We start from the raw sequence: 16,621 nt of genomic DNA, 5'->3' as shown, positions 1-16,621 counted from the left end.
AATTTATATAAAACAATCATTAACGAATTTTTAACGTCGCCAAACCAATCAATACCAATACCAGGGTGATAATCCAAAAACGCACAATCACGCGCGGCTCAGGCCAACCTTTTAATTCAAAATGATGATGAATTGGCGCCATGCGGAAAATGCGCCGACCGGTTAATTTAAATGAAGCCACTTGCAAAATAACCGAGACAGTTTCGAGTACAAAAATGCCGCCCATAATAAACAGTACAATTTCGTGACGAACTATGACGGCGATTAAACCAAGCGCCGCACCTAATGCCAAAGCGCCCACATCACCCATAAATACTTGTGCGGGATAAGTGTTGAACCAGAGGAAACCAAGGCCAGCCCCCACTAGCGCACAACAAAACACAACCAATTCACCAGCACCGGGGATATAAGCAATGTTTAAATATTGGGAAAATTGTGAATGCCCTGCCAAATAAGCAATGACCGCTAATGCTCCCGCCACCATTACACTCGGCATAATTGCCAAGCCATCCAACCCGTCGGTCAGGTTTACCGCATTACTGGTTCCTACAATCACAAAATAGGTAAACACTATGTAAAAAATGCCCAGGTCGAGCGCGACATTTTTAAAGAAGGGAATAAACAATTGAGTCTCTGCAGGAGTTTGTGCGGTGTAATACAGAAATACCGCTGCGCCAAAGCCAGCCACTGACTGCCAAAAATATTTCCACCGTGCAGGTAATCCACGGGAATCGCGCTTGGCTACTTTACGGTAATCATCCACCCAGCCTACTGCACCAAAAATTGCGGTGACAATCAGCACGACCCACACATAGCGATTAGATAAATTGGCCCAGAGCAAGGTGCTGATAAAAATTGCCGACAAAATCAATGCGCCACCCATGGTGGGTGTGCCGGATTTACTCAAGTGCGATTGAGGGCCGTCGTTGCGAATAGATTGACCAATACGCAATTCTGTTAAGCGACGAATGAACCAAGGCCCAAGTAACAACGAAATACCTAATGCGGTGAGCACGCCTAAAATGGCGCGCACCGTTAAATATTGAAACACTGCAAAACTGCGCAGGTATTCTTGTAAGTATTCTGCTAGCCAGTAAAGCATTAGTGATTTTCTCCTGCCGAAACACAGAGTTCACGCACAACGGTATCCATTGCTGCGCTGCGGGAACCTTTAATAAGAATGGTGGTTTTTTTATTGGCGATAGCTTTTAAGCGCGCAACCAAAGCGGTTTTGTCCGCAAAGTGTTCCGCCCCAGCTCCAAATGCCTGGCTCGCATTTTCACTGAGTTTGCCAACCGTAAATAAATGGCTCAGTTTTTTGGCGCGCGCATATTCACCCAGCTCTGTGTGTAACTGCGGCGCTTCTGGCCCCAGCTCACCCAAATCGCCTAATACCAAAATGCTATTCTTTTTTTGTGCAAGCACATCGATAGCCGCGCGCACTGAACCAGGGTTAGCGTTGTAGCTATCATCAATAATTGCCACATCATTAATACCGATATGACGACTCATGCGGCCAGCAACTGGCGCAAAGTTAGCAAGCCCTTGTTTAATTTTTTGCAAATCTGCACCCACGGCAGAGGCACAAGCAGCGGCCATTAAGGCATTGCGAACATTGTGTTCGCCCTGCGCATTCAGGCTCACTTGCATGGCTTGGCCATTCAGGTTGATGGCAAATTCCAAACTGTTGGCGCTGGTTTGAATATCCTGCGCAAAACAATCGGCACCGGTATCTTTAAATGACACACGAAGCACGCGACGATTAGTTAAGGCGGACAACCAGTCAGGAGCGAAGCGATCATCCATATTCACTACGGCGACACCGGTCGTGGGAAGTGCGGCGTAAATTTCACCTTTGGCGCGCGCAACACCTTGCAGTGAACCAAACCCTTGAATGTGCGCGGCCATCACATTGTTGACCATGGTGATTTGTGGCGCGGCAAGTGAGCATAGGTATTCAATTTCGCCAGGGCCGCTCGCACCCATTTCAATTACAGCAAACTCATGATGCGCTTCGAGCTGCAGCAATGTTAATGGCACACCAATATGGTTATTAAAATTCCCCTTGGTTGCATGGGTTGGCCCACATTCAGCAAGAATGCCGGCGAGCAAGGTTTTTACTGTGGTTTTTCCGCTGCTGCCGGTAATGGCAATAACTGGACGAGCAAATAAGCTGCGGTTGAGTGCAGCAATTTGCCCGAGCGCCAACAGTGAATCACTCACTACGAGTTGCGGCAATTTAATCTCGGGCAAAAAGCGTTCTACCACAAGTGCACAAGGTTTTTTGGCAACAGCGTCGGCAATAAAATCGTGCGCATCAAAATGCTCACCGCGCAATGCGATAAACAATTCACCTGCATTCAAGGTGCGCGAATCAATACTGACCGCAGTAAATTCTGCATCGCCCTGATGGCATTTTGCAGTGACAGCACGCAAAGGTTTACGCGCTGCAATAAATTCCTCAACCCATTTTAAAGTTAGAGGCTTGATCATGGTGTAGCCCCTTGTGACGTTTCGTCATTTTCAAATTTGGCAATGCGTTTTTGCAATGCAATACGCGCCTGTTTGGTATCGCTAAAAGGCAGGGTTTGCTTGGCGAAGATTTGATAATCCTCATGCCCCTTGCCTGCGATTAACACTATGTCGCCCGCCTTGGCTTGCTGCACGGCAAAATCAATTGCCTGTGCACGATCGGCAATAACCAAGCAACCGCTAGGCCGATTCATACCGCGCAGAATTTCACCGGCAATAGCAGAAGGATCTTCCGAGCGAGGATTATCATTAGTGACAATCACATAATCACTTAACCGCTCCGCAATGGTGCCCATTTGCGGGCGCTTGGTTTTATCGCGATCACCACCACAGCCAAACACTGTCCAGATGTTGCCCGCCTTGTGCTGCTGAATTGCATTCAAGGTATTTTCCAGTGCATCGGGGGTGTGGGCGTAATCCACAATTACTTGAACTTGCTGAGCCTGTTGATCAACCACCACTTGCTGCATGCGGCCCGGGGCTGGCAATAATTCCGGTATGTGCGCAACAATTGCATCGAGAGGAAACCCTTGCAGGGCAACCGCGCCAATGACTGCCAGTAAATTACTGAGATTAAATTCGCCTAAAAGCGGCGAGTTGATTTTTGCAGTGCCCCACGGTGTAACTATATTTGCGCTGACACCAAAGGCGTGCAGCTCAATATTTTGAGCGTAAATATCAGCAACGGTTTGGGTTGAATAGGTAAGTGCAGTGACGCCGGCCGGCACTTTGTTAACCAAACTTTTGGCCCATGCGTCATCAAGATTAACAACTGCAGTTTGCAAACCTTGGGCATTCAATAATTGCGCTTTGGCATTGCCGTAACTGGTTAAATCGCCGTGATAATCCAAATGATCTTGCGTGAGATTGGTAAAAATAGCCGTGTGAATACTCACGCTGGCAACACGCTTTTGTTGCAAGCTGTGCGATGACACTTCTATCGCAATAGCGGTAGCGCCGTCATGTACCAATTCGGCCAAAATACGCTGCAAGGCGATTGGATCCGGCGTAGTTAATCCGGTTGAATGTAATGCGCTGACTTGCTGCGCCATGGGCGCCAAGGCCGTTGCATCAAGCACTCCATACCCCAGCGTGCCAACTACTGCCGACTTGCGCTGCAATCTCGCCAACAATTGCGCCGCTAATAAACTGCAGGTGGTTTTGCCGTTAGTGCCGGTGATACCCAACAACTGAACTTTTTTACTGGGCTCATCAAAAAAGCGCGCCGCAATAGCACTGACTTGCGACGCGAGTTGTTCTACGGCGATAACCGGAACGCTGCCCAACCAATCAATGCCCTGCCAATTTTTATCAGCCTCTACCAAAATTACACTGGCGCCCAACTCAATCGCTTTGGCAATAAAATCGCGGCCATCCACTTTATTACCAACCAATGCAATAAACGCATCGCCAGTTTTTAATTGGCGGGTATCCAGGCACAAATTACCCACAGTAATCGTTGCGGCTTTTTCCAGCGCAAGATTCGGTAGTAAATCGCACAGCGCTACCGGGCGGCGGGAATAATGAGAGGTCATCATGTGGCTGACCTCTCATTCATAGGCGCAGCTTTTACCGCGGGTTTTTCACTTTCCACCGTTTTCGCCGGTGCAGTTTTGCTAGCGGCTTTATCAACTATCTCTTTGTTGTCATGCTGATAAATATTATCGGGCGGCACTTGCAACATACGCAGTGCATCTTCCGCCACTTTTGAAAACGCAGGTGCAGCAACCCAGCCACCGTTGGTGTAAATACCTGAGCCTTGCGGTTCATCGACAATCACCATGGCAACAATGCGCGGATTATCAGCCGGTGCCATACCAATAAACGAAGCAATTTGTTTGTCCGAGTAGCGACCATTAATTGCCTTGTATGCAGTTCCGGTTTTTCCGGCGACCGAATAGGAAATTGCTTTTGCGCGTGAGCCTGTGCCCTCAGCCGTCACCACGCGCTTGAGCATTTGTGTAACCTGATCGGTATATTTTTTATCGATCACCCGTTCGCCTTGCGGCGCATTATCCACACGCAGTAACGATACTGGTCGCTTCACGCCACCGGAGGCAATTACCCCATAAGCCTGTACTACTTGCAGCGGCGTCATGGTCATGGCGTAGCCGTAAGAAATGTTGGCGCGCTCAATTCGCTGCAGCGGTTTAAGCACGGGCACATTGCCTGTACCTTCTCCGGGGAAACCGGTACCCACAGGTTGCGATGCCCCCAAACGCGCAAACATATCGCGCACGGTATTGGTATCCAATGCAAAGGAAATTTTGGTCATGGCGATGTTGCTGGATTTGGCAATCGCCATAGCCAAATCCATCGCCCCGTAATTGCGGTGATCTTTAATGGGCTTGCTGCCCACCATAAAGTAACCGGGGTTGGTATCGATAATATCTTCCGGTTTGAATTTGCCACTATCGAGCGCCGCGAGTACCACCCAGGGTTTTACGGTTGAACCTGGCTCGTACAAATCGGTAATGGCGCGATTGCGCAAGCCGTCGCCACGGGCGCGGCTGCGATCATTGGGGTTAAAGCTGGGCAAATTAGAAATCGCGAGCACTTCACCGGTGAGCACATCGAGAATGACAATTGAGCCGGCAACTGCACTGCTGGCCTCAACCGCTTTTTTTAATTCGCGATGCGCAAGATATTGCAGGCGTAAATCAATACTGAGCGTCAGGTTTTGACCGGGGCGCGCCGCTTTCACCAAGCGCAATTCTTTTACCGTGCGCCCACGCAAATCCTTCAATACTTCTTTGGCGCCATTTTCACCCGTGAGCCAAGCGTCGTAAGCGAGCTCCATGCCTTCCTGACCGCGATCATCCACATCGGTCATGCCCACCAAATGAGCAGCCACATCAGCAGCGGGGTAATAACGGTGATATTCAATTTGCTCGTAAACCCCGGGCACATCCAACGACAAAACCGCTTGCGCGGCTTCGGGTGACATTTGACGCTGCAGATACATAAATTCTTTATTGGCGTAACGCGCCAGACGCGACTCCAATTCCGTCTTGTTAGCTTTGAGTGCTTGAGCCAAGTCGGCAATGCGATGAGGTGCCTGGGATAAAACTTTGGGGTTGGCCCACAGCGTGGAGACGGGAGTACTCACCGCCAATGGCGAGCCGTTGCGATCAGTGATTACACCACGGTAGGCCGGAATAATTTCCGTGCGCAGGGTGCGCGACTCGCCTTGATCCTGCAGGAATTCATAACCTTTATCGGCGTTGGGCAGCACTTGCAAGCTGGCAACATGCACTATCAATACCGCCACCAGAATCGCCAATACCAATCCGACGCTGTAGAAACGCCAGCGTGCCACCTTGAGCGGCTTGTGATCAGGTTTGGCGAGCGGACGCGCGCGGCGCGGCTCAAATGCCGAAGAGCGGCTCATTGTCCACCTGCCGCAGGTGCCTGCACCTGACCGCGACCATCGATAATGCGATCACCAGAGATCATTACAATCTCTTCCGGTGTGGGAGCCATCATATTCAGCTCGGAGATTGCGGCATTCTCAACGCGACCATAGGCCGCCCAGGTGCTCTGCTCCAGCAAATACTGACCCCACTGTACTTGCAACTGTGCAGCCTCACGCCGCAGGGTTTCCAAGCTGTTTACATCGCGGCGCACCAGTTGTGTCGTCGCCACTACCCCGAGCGCAGAAACCACCGTTGCCAGCCACAATACCGCCACCACCAGCAAAACGCCGGTCGCAGGTGGTTTTTGTGATTGGAGGTTTCTGTTCATGGAATCCCTGGCAATTATTGTGGTGAAGGTTCTGTGTAACTGACTGATAGCTGCTTTTGTTTTGATTCAATCGACGAACAATCGGGATTTACAATTTCTCGGCTACACGCATCACCGCACTGCGCGACCGAACATTGGCGTTTACCTCTGCATCGCTCGCTTTGATTGCCTTGCCGAGCGAGCGCATGCGTTTATTTAATTGGTCATCGCGAATCGGCAGCCCTTTAGGCACCGGGTCGCCCAACTCTTGGCGGCGAATAAAGCGCTTCACCACACGATCTTCCAGCGAGTGAAAACTGATCACCACCAAACGCCCGCCGGGAGCCAGCACTGTCAGGGCCTGATCCAATACCGATTCCAGATCGCCCAGCTCGTTGTTGACCTGAATGCGAATCGCTTGAAACGCGCGCGTGGCAGGGTGCTTACCCTTTTCCCACGCCGGATTGGCTTCTTTAATCACTTCCGCCAAATGTTTGGTGCGCGTAAACGGCTGTTTTTGGCGCTCGGCGATAATCGCGCGTGCCATGCGCTTGGCGAACCGCTCCTCACCAAACTCTTTCAGCACCCAGGTAATTTCATCTTCACCGGCGCTGTTGACCCACTCCGCCGCACTCTGGCCGCGGGTTTGATCCATACGCATATCGAGCGGGCCGTCCTGCATGAAGCTAAAACCGCGCTCGGCTTCATCCAGCTGGGGCGATGACACCCCCAAATCCAACAACACCCCGGTCACCTTGCCGGTCATACCGCGCTCATCGATTAGCGCCGCCAACTCGGCAAACGAACCATGGGCGATGGCAAAACGCGCGTCGCTGCCAAAACGGGCATTGGCGGTGGCAATCGCCGCAAGGTCTTTATCAATGCCCAACAGGCGACCATCAAGCGCCAACTGCTGCAGGATCAAACCACTGTGACCACCGCGCCCGAAGGTGCCATCCACGTAAAAACCGGAGGTATCGGTAACCAGTGCCTCTACCGCCTCGTTCAGGAGCACGGTGATGTGTTGAGCGTCAGACACGTAGATACCTAGAAAGAAAGATTTTGTAATTCGGCTGGCATTTCGCCATCGATGGATTGATCCATGAGCGCGTTCCAGCTGTCTTCGTTCCACAGCTCAAACTTGTTGCCCAGGCAGACCAACATCAGTTTTTTATCCAGATGCGCAAAGTCGCGCAGGGTGGGGGGAACCAAAATCCGGCCATTTGCATCCATTTCCAAGTTCACCGCCTGCCCCATAAAGCGACGCTGAATCTTACGGACTTGCTCATTACCCGAAGGCAGGGCCTGAATTTTGGCGAGTACGGGTTCCCATTCGGATTCGGAGTAAACCAGCAGGCAGCGCTCATACATATGCGCAGTCACCCATAAACTCCCGGCGCCAGTCGACAGCAGCGAGTCGCGAATGCGCGCTGGTATCGCCATGCGACCCTTGGGGTCCATGCTGATGGAATAACTGCCTGTAGCCACTTTTCACCACTTGACGGGATTGCTTTTCACAAAAAGCCACAAAAAACCACAAATACCCACTTTTCCCCACGGTGCTCACTATAAATCGGAGCAGGTCAAAGTCAAGCGAGCTGGCGCGAAAACATGGGTAATTTCACGGGAAAAATCAGGAAAAATCGGCGAACAAGAAGGGAAAAGACATAAAAGCAACGCTGCAAAAACCAACATAAACAGATAAAACAAAGCGATAGCGCGCAAACCTAATGTAAAACATTAAGTTTGCGATTATTTCGCGGTAATAAGCAGGGATCTTTAGAAGGATTCGGTCTATATCGACCTTGAAGAGAACTACAAACCACAAACTAGAGGTCACGCACTAGCTAAAAAGCAGAATTAAGTCGGAGTCAGCCTGTAAGCCGGGTTCTGTCGTGGACAGTCATTCATCTGGGACTAAGGTCACCCTTAGCCTCAAGCAACCTACCCGCCCTCGATACGAGCCGCATCATTGAGGGCCTATTTGGTCTTGCTCCGAGCGGGGTTTACCATGCCGCAGCCTGTTGCCAGTTGCGCGGTGCGCTCTTACCGCACCCTTTCACCCTTACCGTTGCTCTTGCGAGCACTTAGGCGGTCTGCTCTCTGTTGCACTTTCCGTAGGCTCACGCCTCCCAGGCGTTACCTGGCGCTCTGCTCTATGGAGCCCGGACTTTCCTCCCCGATGCACCACACAGCACTCAAGAGAGCTATGCAGTTAACACCGGAGCGACTGTCGGGCCGACTCCGAGGCGGCACATTAACTGCCCGCGGCAACAAGTGCAAGTTCGACGATTGTGCAACACCCAGTTTTTCTGTCGCCTTTTCACTAACTTTTGCCAACAAGTTCACCTATATCATCCTGCTTATGACCAAATATCGCCAAATGAGGCTTTTAACTGGTATTTTGGCCGCCTTAGGCTATTAATTAACGTAATTCAATTACCGGTTATTACGGCTTATCTCCCCCCTGAATCGGATCTCACAATAAAAGCGCAGGAGAACTTCTAGTGAAAGCTTATCAATACAACCTTCTTGCCATGGCCATTGCAACCCAACTCGCATTGCCGGTCATCGCTCAAGAAAATGACCTCGCTCTGGAAGAGGTGATGGTGACCGCCCAAAAACGTCCGCAGAGCCTGCGCGATGTGCCAATTTCGGTAAATGCACTTTCCAGCAAAAAGCTGGAAGATGCCGGGATCACCAGTATTGAACGGGTGGCCGACTACATCCCCAGCTTCAACATGACACAAACAGGTATCGGCACCAACATCGCCATCCGCGGTATTAGCTCCGGGGTTAACCCCGGTTTTGAACAGTCCGCCGCGCAATTTGTAGACGGTATTCACTTTGGCCGTTCGCAACTGTCGCGGGCGCCATTTCTTGACCTGGAACGTGTAGAAATTCTGCGCGGCCCGCAAAGTATTCTATTTGGCAAAAACTCGACAGCGGGTGCCATTAGTATCACCACCGCCAAACCAGGCGATGTACACGAAGCCAAACTCACCGCGCTTTACGAACCAGAACATGGCGAGCAGGATATTCGCCTGGTGCTCTCCGGCCCAATTAGCGACACGGTCGGCGGCCGCTTGGCGATATTGGATAGCCGCATCGATGGCTTTATGGAAAACACCACCCTCGGGCGCGACGAATCCGGCGATGAAAACCGTGTTATTCGCGCCACACTGCAATGGCAACCCAGCGATCAGTGGGACATTGTGCTAAAGCTGGAGGACGGCTCCTTTGACAGCAATGGCCGCAATATCGAAGTAGTCAAACCGGTTGAAATTCCTTCGCCACTGACCGGGGTCGCTACGCCCTACGCCAATGCTCTGCAATTCTTTACCCAAGGCCAGTATTTGCTGGATACCACCCACGATTGGAAACGCCAATCCAACGGTGATTTCAGTTACAACGATACTGAAAACGTCACCCTTTCGATTGAACGCGAATTGGGTGAACACACCCTGACAGCGATTACCGGCTACAACGCTTACACCTACGATGAGCTCTGCGACTGCGACTTTACCGGCGCCTCGGGCTTCAATATTTTATCCAACGAGGACTACAGCCAGATCAGCCAGGAAATTCGCATCACCTCACCTGAGGATGAGACCATCAGCTACATCGGCGGCTTGTTTTTCCAAAGCAGCTCGATGGAATTTAATGACGCCGTACGGGTTCCTACCGACAGTTTTATCGCCACTGCATTTACCCCCATTTTGGGTGCAGGTGCGGCCAATTTATTGCGCGGTGCTTCATCCAACCGCTCGTTTGAACAAGACACAGATTTAGCCGCCATTTTTGCGCAAGCTACCTGGAACTTCACCGATCTGTCGCGAGTGATAGTGGGCGCGCGCTACACTGAAGAAACCAAAGAGGCGAGCCGCACCCAGTATCACGTCAGCAACAGTGGCGCCGTGTTACCCCAAGGCAGCCCGAGCGATACTTACAACATTATCTGGAGCCAGTTCAAAATCGACCCTCACTCCGTTAGTGGCGAGCGCGACGAGTCCGGTTTCACCCCGCTTATTACCTTGCAGCATGATTTTTGGGGCTCCGATATGGTGTACGCGAGCTACACCACGGGCTTTAAATCGGGTGGTTTCGATGTGCGCGCTAACGCCGCTCCTAATGAGCTGGATGGCATTTATCCGGCCATTGAAGGTACTTGGGAATTTGATGAGGAAAAGGTCGAAAACTTTGAAGTTGGCGCCAAGTTTGTATTGGCTGATGGCGCAGCAGAGCTAAACCTTGCCGCGTTCCGCTCCGAATTTGAAGACATGCAAACCAGCCAGTTTGATGGCAGCCTGAGTTTCAACGTGACCAACGCCGGCCAGGCGGTGGTGCAAGGCCTTGAAGCTGACGGACGCTGGGCGATAATCGATAACCTGATGCTGCGCGGCGGTATGGCTTATATCGACTTTGAATACACTGACTTCCCCAATTCCCAGTGCTACTTTGGTCAGGCAGATAACATTGCACCAATCGGTGACGGAGCCTGTGATGCGACAGGACAGCGCCGTGAATTCACGCCAGAATACCAAGGCAATATCGGTGCGGATTACACCATCAACTTCAGCAATGGCTTGAAATTGGTCAATACGCTCGACCTGATTTACAGCGATGAATACCTGACCACACCATCACTTGACCCGCGCTTCCAGCAGGACGCTTACACCAAGATCAATGCCCGCATTGCACTCAGTGGCGACTCGGACAATTGGGAACTGGCATTGATAGGCAAGAACCTGACGGATGAGTCTATTGTGCCCTATGCCAATGGTTTGCCCGTCGCCTCTACAGTGACCCGCGGTACTGGTTCAGGTTATTACGCCTTCTATGAACGTCCGAAGAGTGTGGCCATTCAAGGCACGATTCGCTTCTAAACTTCACATCAGGATCTACCAACAGGGGGCGCACTTGCGCCCCTTTTGCTTTCTCGCGATTGCGCTGCATCAGCTTGATGCAAATCAATATCACCCCGGCGCATTTACCTAGACTGGGTATTCAACGCCTTGGTTTGCTCAGCAAACTGCTTATAAATCGATAGTCAGTAGATTGCCCACCCGACCCCAACCTTGCGCAGAGGTGGCCTATGAATATGTACTCCTGGAGTTTTACCGACTGGGCCAAAAAGGTAGAGGCTACGGCGGCACTGCTACGTCCGGCCGGCTTGCTGCAACCGGAGACGGCAGGCTACCACTTGTGCGATCTTGCACTGCACGGCGCCGTTCACAACCCATCGCGCACCTACCGGTTGCGCCTGCAAGATACGCTGCAGAGTTTGGCCAACCAGCGCTACCTTGACGACTGGCAACTGCGCCCCAAATCGCAGTTGATTCACTATATTTGCCGCGAGTTCCACCAGGCACATTTTGCGCAATTGCCCTTGCTGCTGGCGAGCGCACAGCAGTTGCAAAGCATCGCCCAGTCCCGCCAACTGGAACAACTGCAATTACTCATACAACAACTACAAGAGGATTTATTCCCGCATATGCAACACGAGGAGCAGCGTATTTTCCCCGCACTGCTCAAACCGGTAGATTTCGACAGTTTTTGCTCGCTGGCAATCCTGCATCACAATCACGACAGTCAGGCATCCCTGCTACAGGCGATGGACAACCTCTGCCAGGAGTTGCTGGAGGAAAATCCCGATCAGGCAGTGACTCACTTCATCACGGAACTGCAAAACTTCACCATGCAACTGCGCCTGCACATAGCGCTGGAAAACAACCTGCTTTTCATCATTGATTAAATAACTGCGGATAACCACTTTGACTAATAGTTCTGTTTCGGCCACGTTTTCCTATCCTTTCCGGGTGTTTTTCCTCGCTACCGCCCTCTATGGCGTTGCCGTTGTTATCGCCTGGATGAGCTACTTGTTTGGCGGCATTCCCCTGCCGCTGGGCTGGACATCGCTACACTGGCACAGCCACGAAATGCTCTACGGCTTCACCAGCGCCGCGATTGCGGGGTTCATCCTCACCGCCGTATGCAACTGGACGGGGGCACCACCACTCAAGGGTGGCAAGTTGCTGGCACTGGTCGGGCTCTGGCTCGCCGGGCGCCTTAGCCTATGGACGGCAAGCTGGTTACCGGCTGGCACCGCGATGCTGATTGATGGCTTGTTCCTGCCCATTCTGGCGCTTTATTTACTGCAACTTTTGCTGCGCCACGGCAACCAACGCAACCTCGTATTGGTGGCGATATTGCTCCTGCTCGGCATGGGCAACCTGGCCATGCACTGGGGCTTTTTGACCGGTAAAACCGCATGGCTGGTGCAGGGGGAGCAACTGGCGTTTGGGCTTATCACCCTGATAATGATTGTGATTGGCGGGCGCATTATCCCCGCCTTCAGCCGCAATTGGCTGCGCCAGCGCGGCGGCAATGAGGGAGCTGTGAAATCCTCCAACCGCACCGACGCCATCACCCTGATACTCAGCGCAGCGGTTATTCCGGTTGATGTCTGGCTGGGTTCAGGGACAGTAGCCGCATTGGTGATTCTCGCGGCCGCGGCCGCCAACGCCTGGCGCCTCTGGAGTTGGTCTGGCTGGTTAACGCGCGCCGAGCCACTGCTGTGGATTCTGCACCTGGGTTACGCCTGGATTATTGCGGGCCTACTGCTCAAAGGCATGGCTGCACTCAACCTGGTAGCGCCCTCCGTCTGGCAGCACGCACTGGGAGTTGGCGCCATGGGCACCCTGATTCTCGGGGTGATGACCCGCGTCGCCCTCGGCCATACCGGCAGGGCATTAACCCTGCCCACCTTTGGGGTGATTATTTATCTCGCCATCAGTATTGCCGCCTTGAGTCGCGTTCTGGCCGCGCTGGGGTGGATCAATTACTCCTTTGGCCTGATGCTCGCCGCGAGTGGCTGGACGCTCGCATTTGCCCTGTTTCTGCTGTTGTATTGGCCTATTCTCACCCGCCACCGCATCAGCTGAAGCGGGATTTTTACCCGGCAGCCCCTGCCGGGTCATCGCCATTGCTGCTATTATTAATCCGACTTATTTTTGTGCGGCGATTGGATAACGAGCAATGAGCGATTCCCCTAACGGACAATCTCCGACGTCTCCGTCCACACTGGAGGCAACCCGGACGACCGCTACGCAGCCACAACATTCACACTTGCCGCACAACATCCTCAAGGGCTTCCTGCTCGCCGCCGCCGCACTCTTTCTCTTCACCTGCATGGACAGCATCACCAAATACCTGACCAGCCATTACAACGTGCCCTTTGTGGTGGCCATGCGCTACCTGGTGCATTGCTCGGTGATGCTGATTATTCTCGCACCGCGCCACTCCACCCAATTGGTTAAAACCCAGCGCACCGGGTTGGTGATTTTGCGCGGCCTGGCGCTCACACTTTCATCGCTGTGCATGGGCATGGCGCTGCAGCGTATGCCCTTGGCTGAAACCACGGCGATCAACTTCCTCGCACCCACACTGGTTGCGTTACTGGCAGGCTCACTGCTGAGTGAACGGATTGGCGGCTGGGGCTGGGCGGCGATAGTGACCGGGTTTGTCGGGGTATTACTGATTGCCCGCCCGGGCGGCGGATTGGATGCACTGGGGGTATTTTTTGCGCTGATGGCCGCCTGCTCCAACGCGACCTATCAGTTGCTGTCACGCCTACTCGCCAGCACCGAAAAAGCCATCGCCCTGCTGTTTTACACTGCATTGATTGGCTCCATCATTTTCGGCCTCGCCCTGCCCTGGTACTGGGAGGACAAAACGCCCAGCACTATGGAACTGGTTCTCTTGCTCAGCATGGGGCTAACCGGCGGCTTGGGCCACTATCTCTTCACCCTCGCCTATCGCCATGCACCCGCCTCGGTGCTGGCACCTATGACCTATTTGCAGCTGCTCTGGGCAGGGCTAATGGGCTGGCTGATTTTCGGCACCATTCCCGACGGCACCAGCCTGATCGGTATGTTCATAGTGGCGATTTCCGGTTTGATCATCGCGTTTAAATCCCACTTCACCAAGGCCGCCCCCGCCAAACCCGCATCTGATCAGCTCTAGCCCCTCTGTATACAGGCGCTTCCTGACAAAAATGTCAGCCAGTTGTTGGCTTCATGTTGGATACACAGCGCTACACTTGTGGCATGACGTTACTGGCTACACAAAGCGGAGAGCTCCGGAATGCGCTTACTTCTGGTCGAGGATGAAGAAAAAACCTCGTCTTATATCAACCGTGCCATGAGCGAACTGGGCTTTAGGGTCGATGTGGCCGATAACGGCATCGATGGCCTGTATCTGGCGCAAGAACACGACTATGACGCGATCATTCTGGATGTGATGCTCCCCGGAAAAGACGGCTATGCCGTGCTCGAAAAGTTGCGTGCAACTAAACAGACACCGGTGCTGATGCTCTCGGCGCGCGGCTCGGTGGATGAACGGGTCAAGGGGCTGCGCAGCGGCGCGGACGATTATTTGGCAAAGCCTTTTTCGCTGATTGAATTGGTGGCGCGCATCCAGGCGCTATTGCGTCGCCGTCATAGCGATGGCGCCGATGTCACTCAATTGCAGATAGACGACCTGCATCTGGACTTACTGGCACGCCGGGTAACCCGGGCTGGGCAACGGCTGGAGCTGACCGCCAAAGAATTTGCGCTGCTTAGCTTACTCGCGCGGCGACAGGGGGAAATCCTCTCCAAAATGATGATCGCGGAACAGGTATGGGACATGAACTTCGATAGCGATGCCAACGTTGTGGAAGTGGCGATCAAACGTCTACGCGCCAAAATCGACACGCCCTACCCCGTCAAATTACTTCACACAGTGCGCGGCATGGGCTACGTACTGGAAGCCCGGTCAGAATTTTCGCGCCCAGGTCACTATGAATAAAATTTTTATCACCCAGTCTATCGCTGTTCGTCTGGCGCTGATGTTCGCGTTAACGGCTGTTGCGATTGTTGCAGTCTCGGCACTCATGTTGCACCAATCCTTGCTCAACTCCCTGCGCCAGCAAATGCATCAGGAATTACAATTTCGCCATAGCTTGATGGTGCCATACATTACGGCGCGCGAATCCCTTGCCGACTGGTCAACGGTAGAAACCAAACTGACAAACTGGACTACTGTGGAAGGTGGCCATACCCACTATTGGGTGCTCAGCGACGACCCGCGCTATCGTGTGGGCGGCGAACCACTTGAGGGGGTTGATTGGGCGAAACAGCCCAGCGGATTTTCCCGCATACCGAAAGAACCCTGCTCGCTTTATTTACTGATTACTGAAATTCCCGCCAAGGGCGATCGACCTGCCGTGCGCTATGTCGCCGCACTCGACTCCACCCCTTACATGGGAACACTGCAGGCATTCACCCGCACCATGATTTTAATTTCTGTCGTGGGTATTGCGCTGGTTGCACTGCTAGGATTTTTTGTGGCACGTATTGGTTTGCTACCGGTCAACCATCTCAGCCAACAAGCGCATCACCTCGCACCTGGTAATCGCGGTCAACGGCTCGATACCAAAGCCCTGCCGGTAGAGTTGCAGGTGTTGGCTGAATCATTTAACGGCGTACTGGAGCGACAGGAAATTGGCTGGAACCAATTGGAAAGTTTTAATGCCGATGTAGCCCACGAATTGCGCACACCGCTCACCAATTTAATCGGCCAGACCCAGCTGGGTTTATCGCGACCGCGCGAGCAACACGAGCTGGAGGATTTGTTGCAATCCAATCTGGAAGAATTGGAGCGCATGACCTCTATTGTTAATGACATGTTGTTTTTATCCCACGCCCAAGCCGGTGAACAGGCTACTCAATTAAGCGAGGTATCGCTGCGGGAGGAAGCGCTAAAAACAGCGGAGTATCTGGAGCCATCCTTCCTGGAAAAATCCCTGCATCTGGTCATCGAAGGCGATGTGCAAGCGCGAGTTGATCGCCGGTTATTTCATCGTGCGCTGGCAAACCTGCTCAGCAACAGCGCGCGCCACGCCGAAGATAACACTAGTGTCACCGTCAGTTTGCAAGAAGAAAATGGTTTTGCACTAATCAGTGTTGCCAATAAAGGTGAACCCATTGCAGCGCAACACCTTACCCGTTTATTTGAACGCTTCTATCGTATAGATGCCTCGCGGGCGCGCAGTGATATGCACCATGGCCTGGGTTTATCGATTGTGCGTGCAGTGGCACTCATGCACCACGGCGATGTATTTGCCCGCAGCAATAATGGTATTAATTGTTTTGGATTTTCGATGGCACTTTATTAAAAAATGTAAATCATCCTCCCTCCGCAAGATTCTGACAAACCTGTCAGCAAAACGTCAGCCTATCGACCCACTCCCCTACCTACTATGTATCACGATTATGTGATGCACAGTGCGGCACTTTTTTGCGTATCACGACGCGATATATGC

At 52.6% G+C, this 16,621-nt stretch carries 13 protein-coding genes and 1 other RNA gene; 6 read left to right on the top strand and 8 right to left on the bottom strand.

Annotated elements, in window-relative coordinates; all coding sequences use genetic code 11:
• Window positions 1-19 precede the first annotated feature (19 nt).
• The 8 genes from mraY to rnpB form a co-directional block, all read right to left on the bottom strand.
• Entirely contained in the window at window positions 20-1,102 is a 1,083-nt protein-coding gene (mraY, locus tag D0B88_RS07700; protein WP_007645712.1) for a phospho-N-acetylmuramoyl-pentapeptide-transferase, read from the bottom strand.
• Window positions 1,102-2,493 (bottom strand): UDP-N-acetylmuramoyl-tripeptide--D-alanyl-D-alanine ligase, encoded by a 1,392-nt coding sequence (gene murF, locus D0B88_RS07695; protein ID WP_151056299.1) that lies wholly within the window; start codon window positions 2,491-2,493, stop codon window positions 1,102-1,104. The genes mraY and murF overlap by 1 nt, the downstream gene beginning before the upstream one ends.
• Window positions 2,490-4,070 (bottom strand): UDP-N-acetylmuramoyl-L-alanyl-D-glutamate--2,6-diaminopimelate ligase, encoded by a 1,581-nt coding sequence (locus D0B88_RS07690; protein ID WP_151056297.1) that lies wholly within the window; start codon window positions 4,068-4,070, stop codon window positions 2,490-2,492. The genes murF and D0B88_RS07690 overlap by 4 nt, the downstream gene beginning before the upstream one ends.
• Window positions 4,067-5,923 (bottom strand): penicillin-binding protein 2, encoded by a 1,857-nt coding sequence (locus D0B88_RS07685; RefSeq protein ID WP_151056295.1) that lies wholly within the window; start codon window positions 5,921-5,923, stop codon window positions 4,067-4,069. Before D0B88_RS07685 ends, D0B88_RS07690 begins: the two co-directional genes overlap by 4 nt.
• Window positions 5,920-6,276, bottom strand: coding sequence for a cell division protein FtsL (ftsL, locus tag D0B88_RS07680; RefSeq protein ID WP_007645708.1), 357 nt, complete (start codon window positions 6,274-6,276; stop codon window positions 5,920-5,922). The genes D0B88_RS07685 and ftsL overlap by 4 nt, the downstream gene beginning before the upstream one ends.
• A gap of 88 nt (window positions 6,277-6,364) precedes the next feature.
• On the bottom strand, window positions 6,365-7,294 hold the full coding sequence (gene rsmH / locus D0B88_RS07675) for a 16S rRNA (cytosine(1402)-N(4))-methyltransferase RsmH (RefSeq protein ID WP_151056293.1): 930 nt from the start codon (window positions 7,292-7,294) through the stop codon (window positions 6,365-6,367).
• Window positions 7,295-7,302: 8 nt separating this feature from the next.
• Window positions 7,303-7,743 carry a division/cell wall cluster transcriptional repressor MraZ gene (gene mraZ / locus D0B88_RS07670; RefSeq protein WP_007645701.1) on the bottom strand — a complete coding sequence of 147 codons (441 nt, stop codon included), beginning with the start codon at window positions 7,741-7,743 and terminating at the stop codon, window positions 7,303-7,305.
• A 375-nt stretch (window positions 7,744-8,118) separates the two neighbouring features.
• Window positions 8,119-8,501, bottom strand: an RNA gene (gene rnpB / locus D0B88_RS07665) — RNase P RNA component class A.
• 261 nt (window positions 8,502-8,762) lie between these two features.
• Here rnpB and D0B88_RS07660 point away from each other — a divergent pair.
• The 6 genes from D0B88_RS07660 (at window position 8,763) to D0B88_RS07635 (ending at window position 16,474) form a co-directional block, all read left to right on the top strand.
• The gene (locus D0B88_RS07660; RefSeq protein WP_007645697.1) at window positions 8,763-11,141 is read left to right on the top strand and encodes a TonB-dependent receptor; all 2,379 of its coding nucleotides are present in this window, start codon (window positions 8,763-8,765) and stop codon (window positions 11,139-11,141) included.
• Between the two features lie 209 nt (window positions 11,142-11,350).
• Window positions 11,351-12,010, top strand: coding sequence for a hemerythrin domain-containing protein (locus tag D0B88_RS07655; RefSeq protein WP_151056291.1), 660 nt, complete (start codon window positions 11,351-11,353; stop codon window positions 12,008-12,010).
• Between the two features lie 19 nt (window positions 12,011-12,029).
• A complete protein-coding gene (locus tag D0B88_RS07650; RefSeq protein ID WP_151056289.1) occupies window positions 12,030-13,199 on the top strand; it encodes an NnrS family protein in 1,170 nt (389 codons plus the stop codon).
• Window positions 13,200-13,293: 94 nt separating this feature from the next.
• On the top strand, window positions 13,294-14,280 hold the full coding sequence (locus D0B88_RS07645; protein WP_225318583.1) for a DMT family transporter: 987 nt from the start codon (window positions 13,294-13,296) through the stop codon (window positions 14,278-14,280).
• Window positions 14,281-14,400: 120 nt separating this feature from the next.
• Window positions 14,401-15,105, top strand: coding sequence for a heavy metal response regulator transcription factor (locus D0B88_RS07640; protein ID WP_151056287.1), 705 nt, complete (start codon window positions 14,401-14,403; stop codon window positions 15,103-15,105).
• Window positions 15,098-16,474 carry a heavy metal sensor histidine kinase gene (locus D0B88_RS07635; protein WP_151056285.1) on the top strand — a complete coding sequence of 459 codons (1,377 nt, stop codon included), beginning with the start codon at window positions 15,098-15,100 and terminating at the stop codon, window positions 16,472-16,474. Before D0B88_RS07640 ends, D0B88_RS07635 begins: the two co-directional genes overlap by 8 nt.
• The last annotated feature ends 147 nt before the right edge of the window (window positions 16,475-16,621 follow it).

The organism is Cellvibrio sp. KY-YJ-3 (assembly GCF_008806955.1).
In the GTDB taxonomy this organism is placed as follows: domain Bacteria; phylum Pseudomonadota; class Gammaproteobacteria; order Pseudomonadales; family Cellvibrionaceae; genus Cellvibrio.
This window is presented reverse-complemented; position numbering and strand designations above follow the sequence as displayed.

Excerpts from the sequence above, each read along its gene's own strand:
- mraY (WP_007645712.1), bottom strand. The coding sequence starts at position 1,102 with ATGCTTTACTGGCTAGCAGAATACTTACAAGAATACCTGCGCAGTTTT.
- murF (WP_151056299.1), bottom strand. The coding sequence starts at position 2,493 with ATGATCAAGCCTCTAACTTTAAAATGGGTTGAGGAATTTATTGCAGCG.
- D0B88_RS07690 (WP_151056297.1), bottom strand. The coding sequence starts at position 4,070 with ATGATGACCTCTCATTATTCCCGCCGCCCGGTAGCGCTGTGCGATTTA.
- D0B88_RS07685 (WP_151056295.1), bottom strand. The coding sequence starts at position 5,923 with ATGAGCCGCTCTTCGGCATTTGAGCCGCGCCGCGCGCGTCCGCTCGCC.
- ftsL (WP_007645708.1), bottom strand. The coding sequence starts at position 6,276 with ATGAACAGAAACCTCCAATCACAAAAACCACCTGCGACCGGCGTTTTG.
- D0B88_RS07655 (WP_151056291.1), top strand. The coding sequence starts at position 11,351 with ATGAATATGTACTCCTGGAGTTTTACCGACTGGGCCAAAAAGGTAGAG.
- D0B88_RS07645 (WP_225318583.1), top strand. The coding sequence starts at position 13,294 with ATGAGCGATTCCCCTAACGGACAATCTCCGACGTCTCCGTCCACACTG.
- D0B88_RS07640 (WP_151056287.1), top strand. The coding sequence starts at position 14,401 with ATGCGCTTACTTCTGGTCGAGGATGAAGAAAAAACCTCGTCTTATATC.
- D0B88_RS07635 (WP_151056285.1), top strand. The coding sequence starts at position 15,098 with ATGAATAAAATTTTTATCACCCAGTCTATCGCTGTTCGTCTGGCGCTG.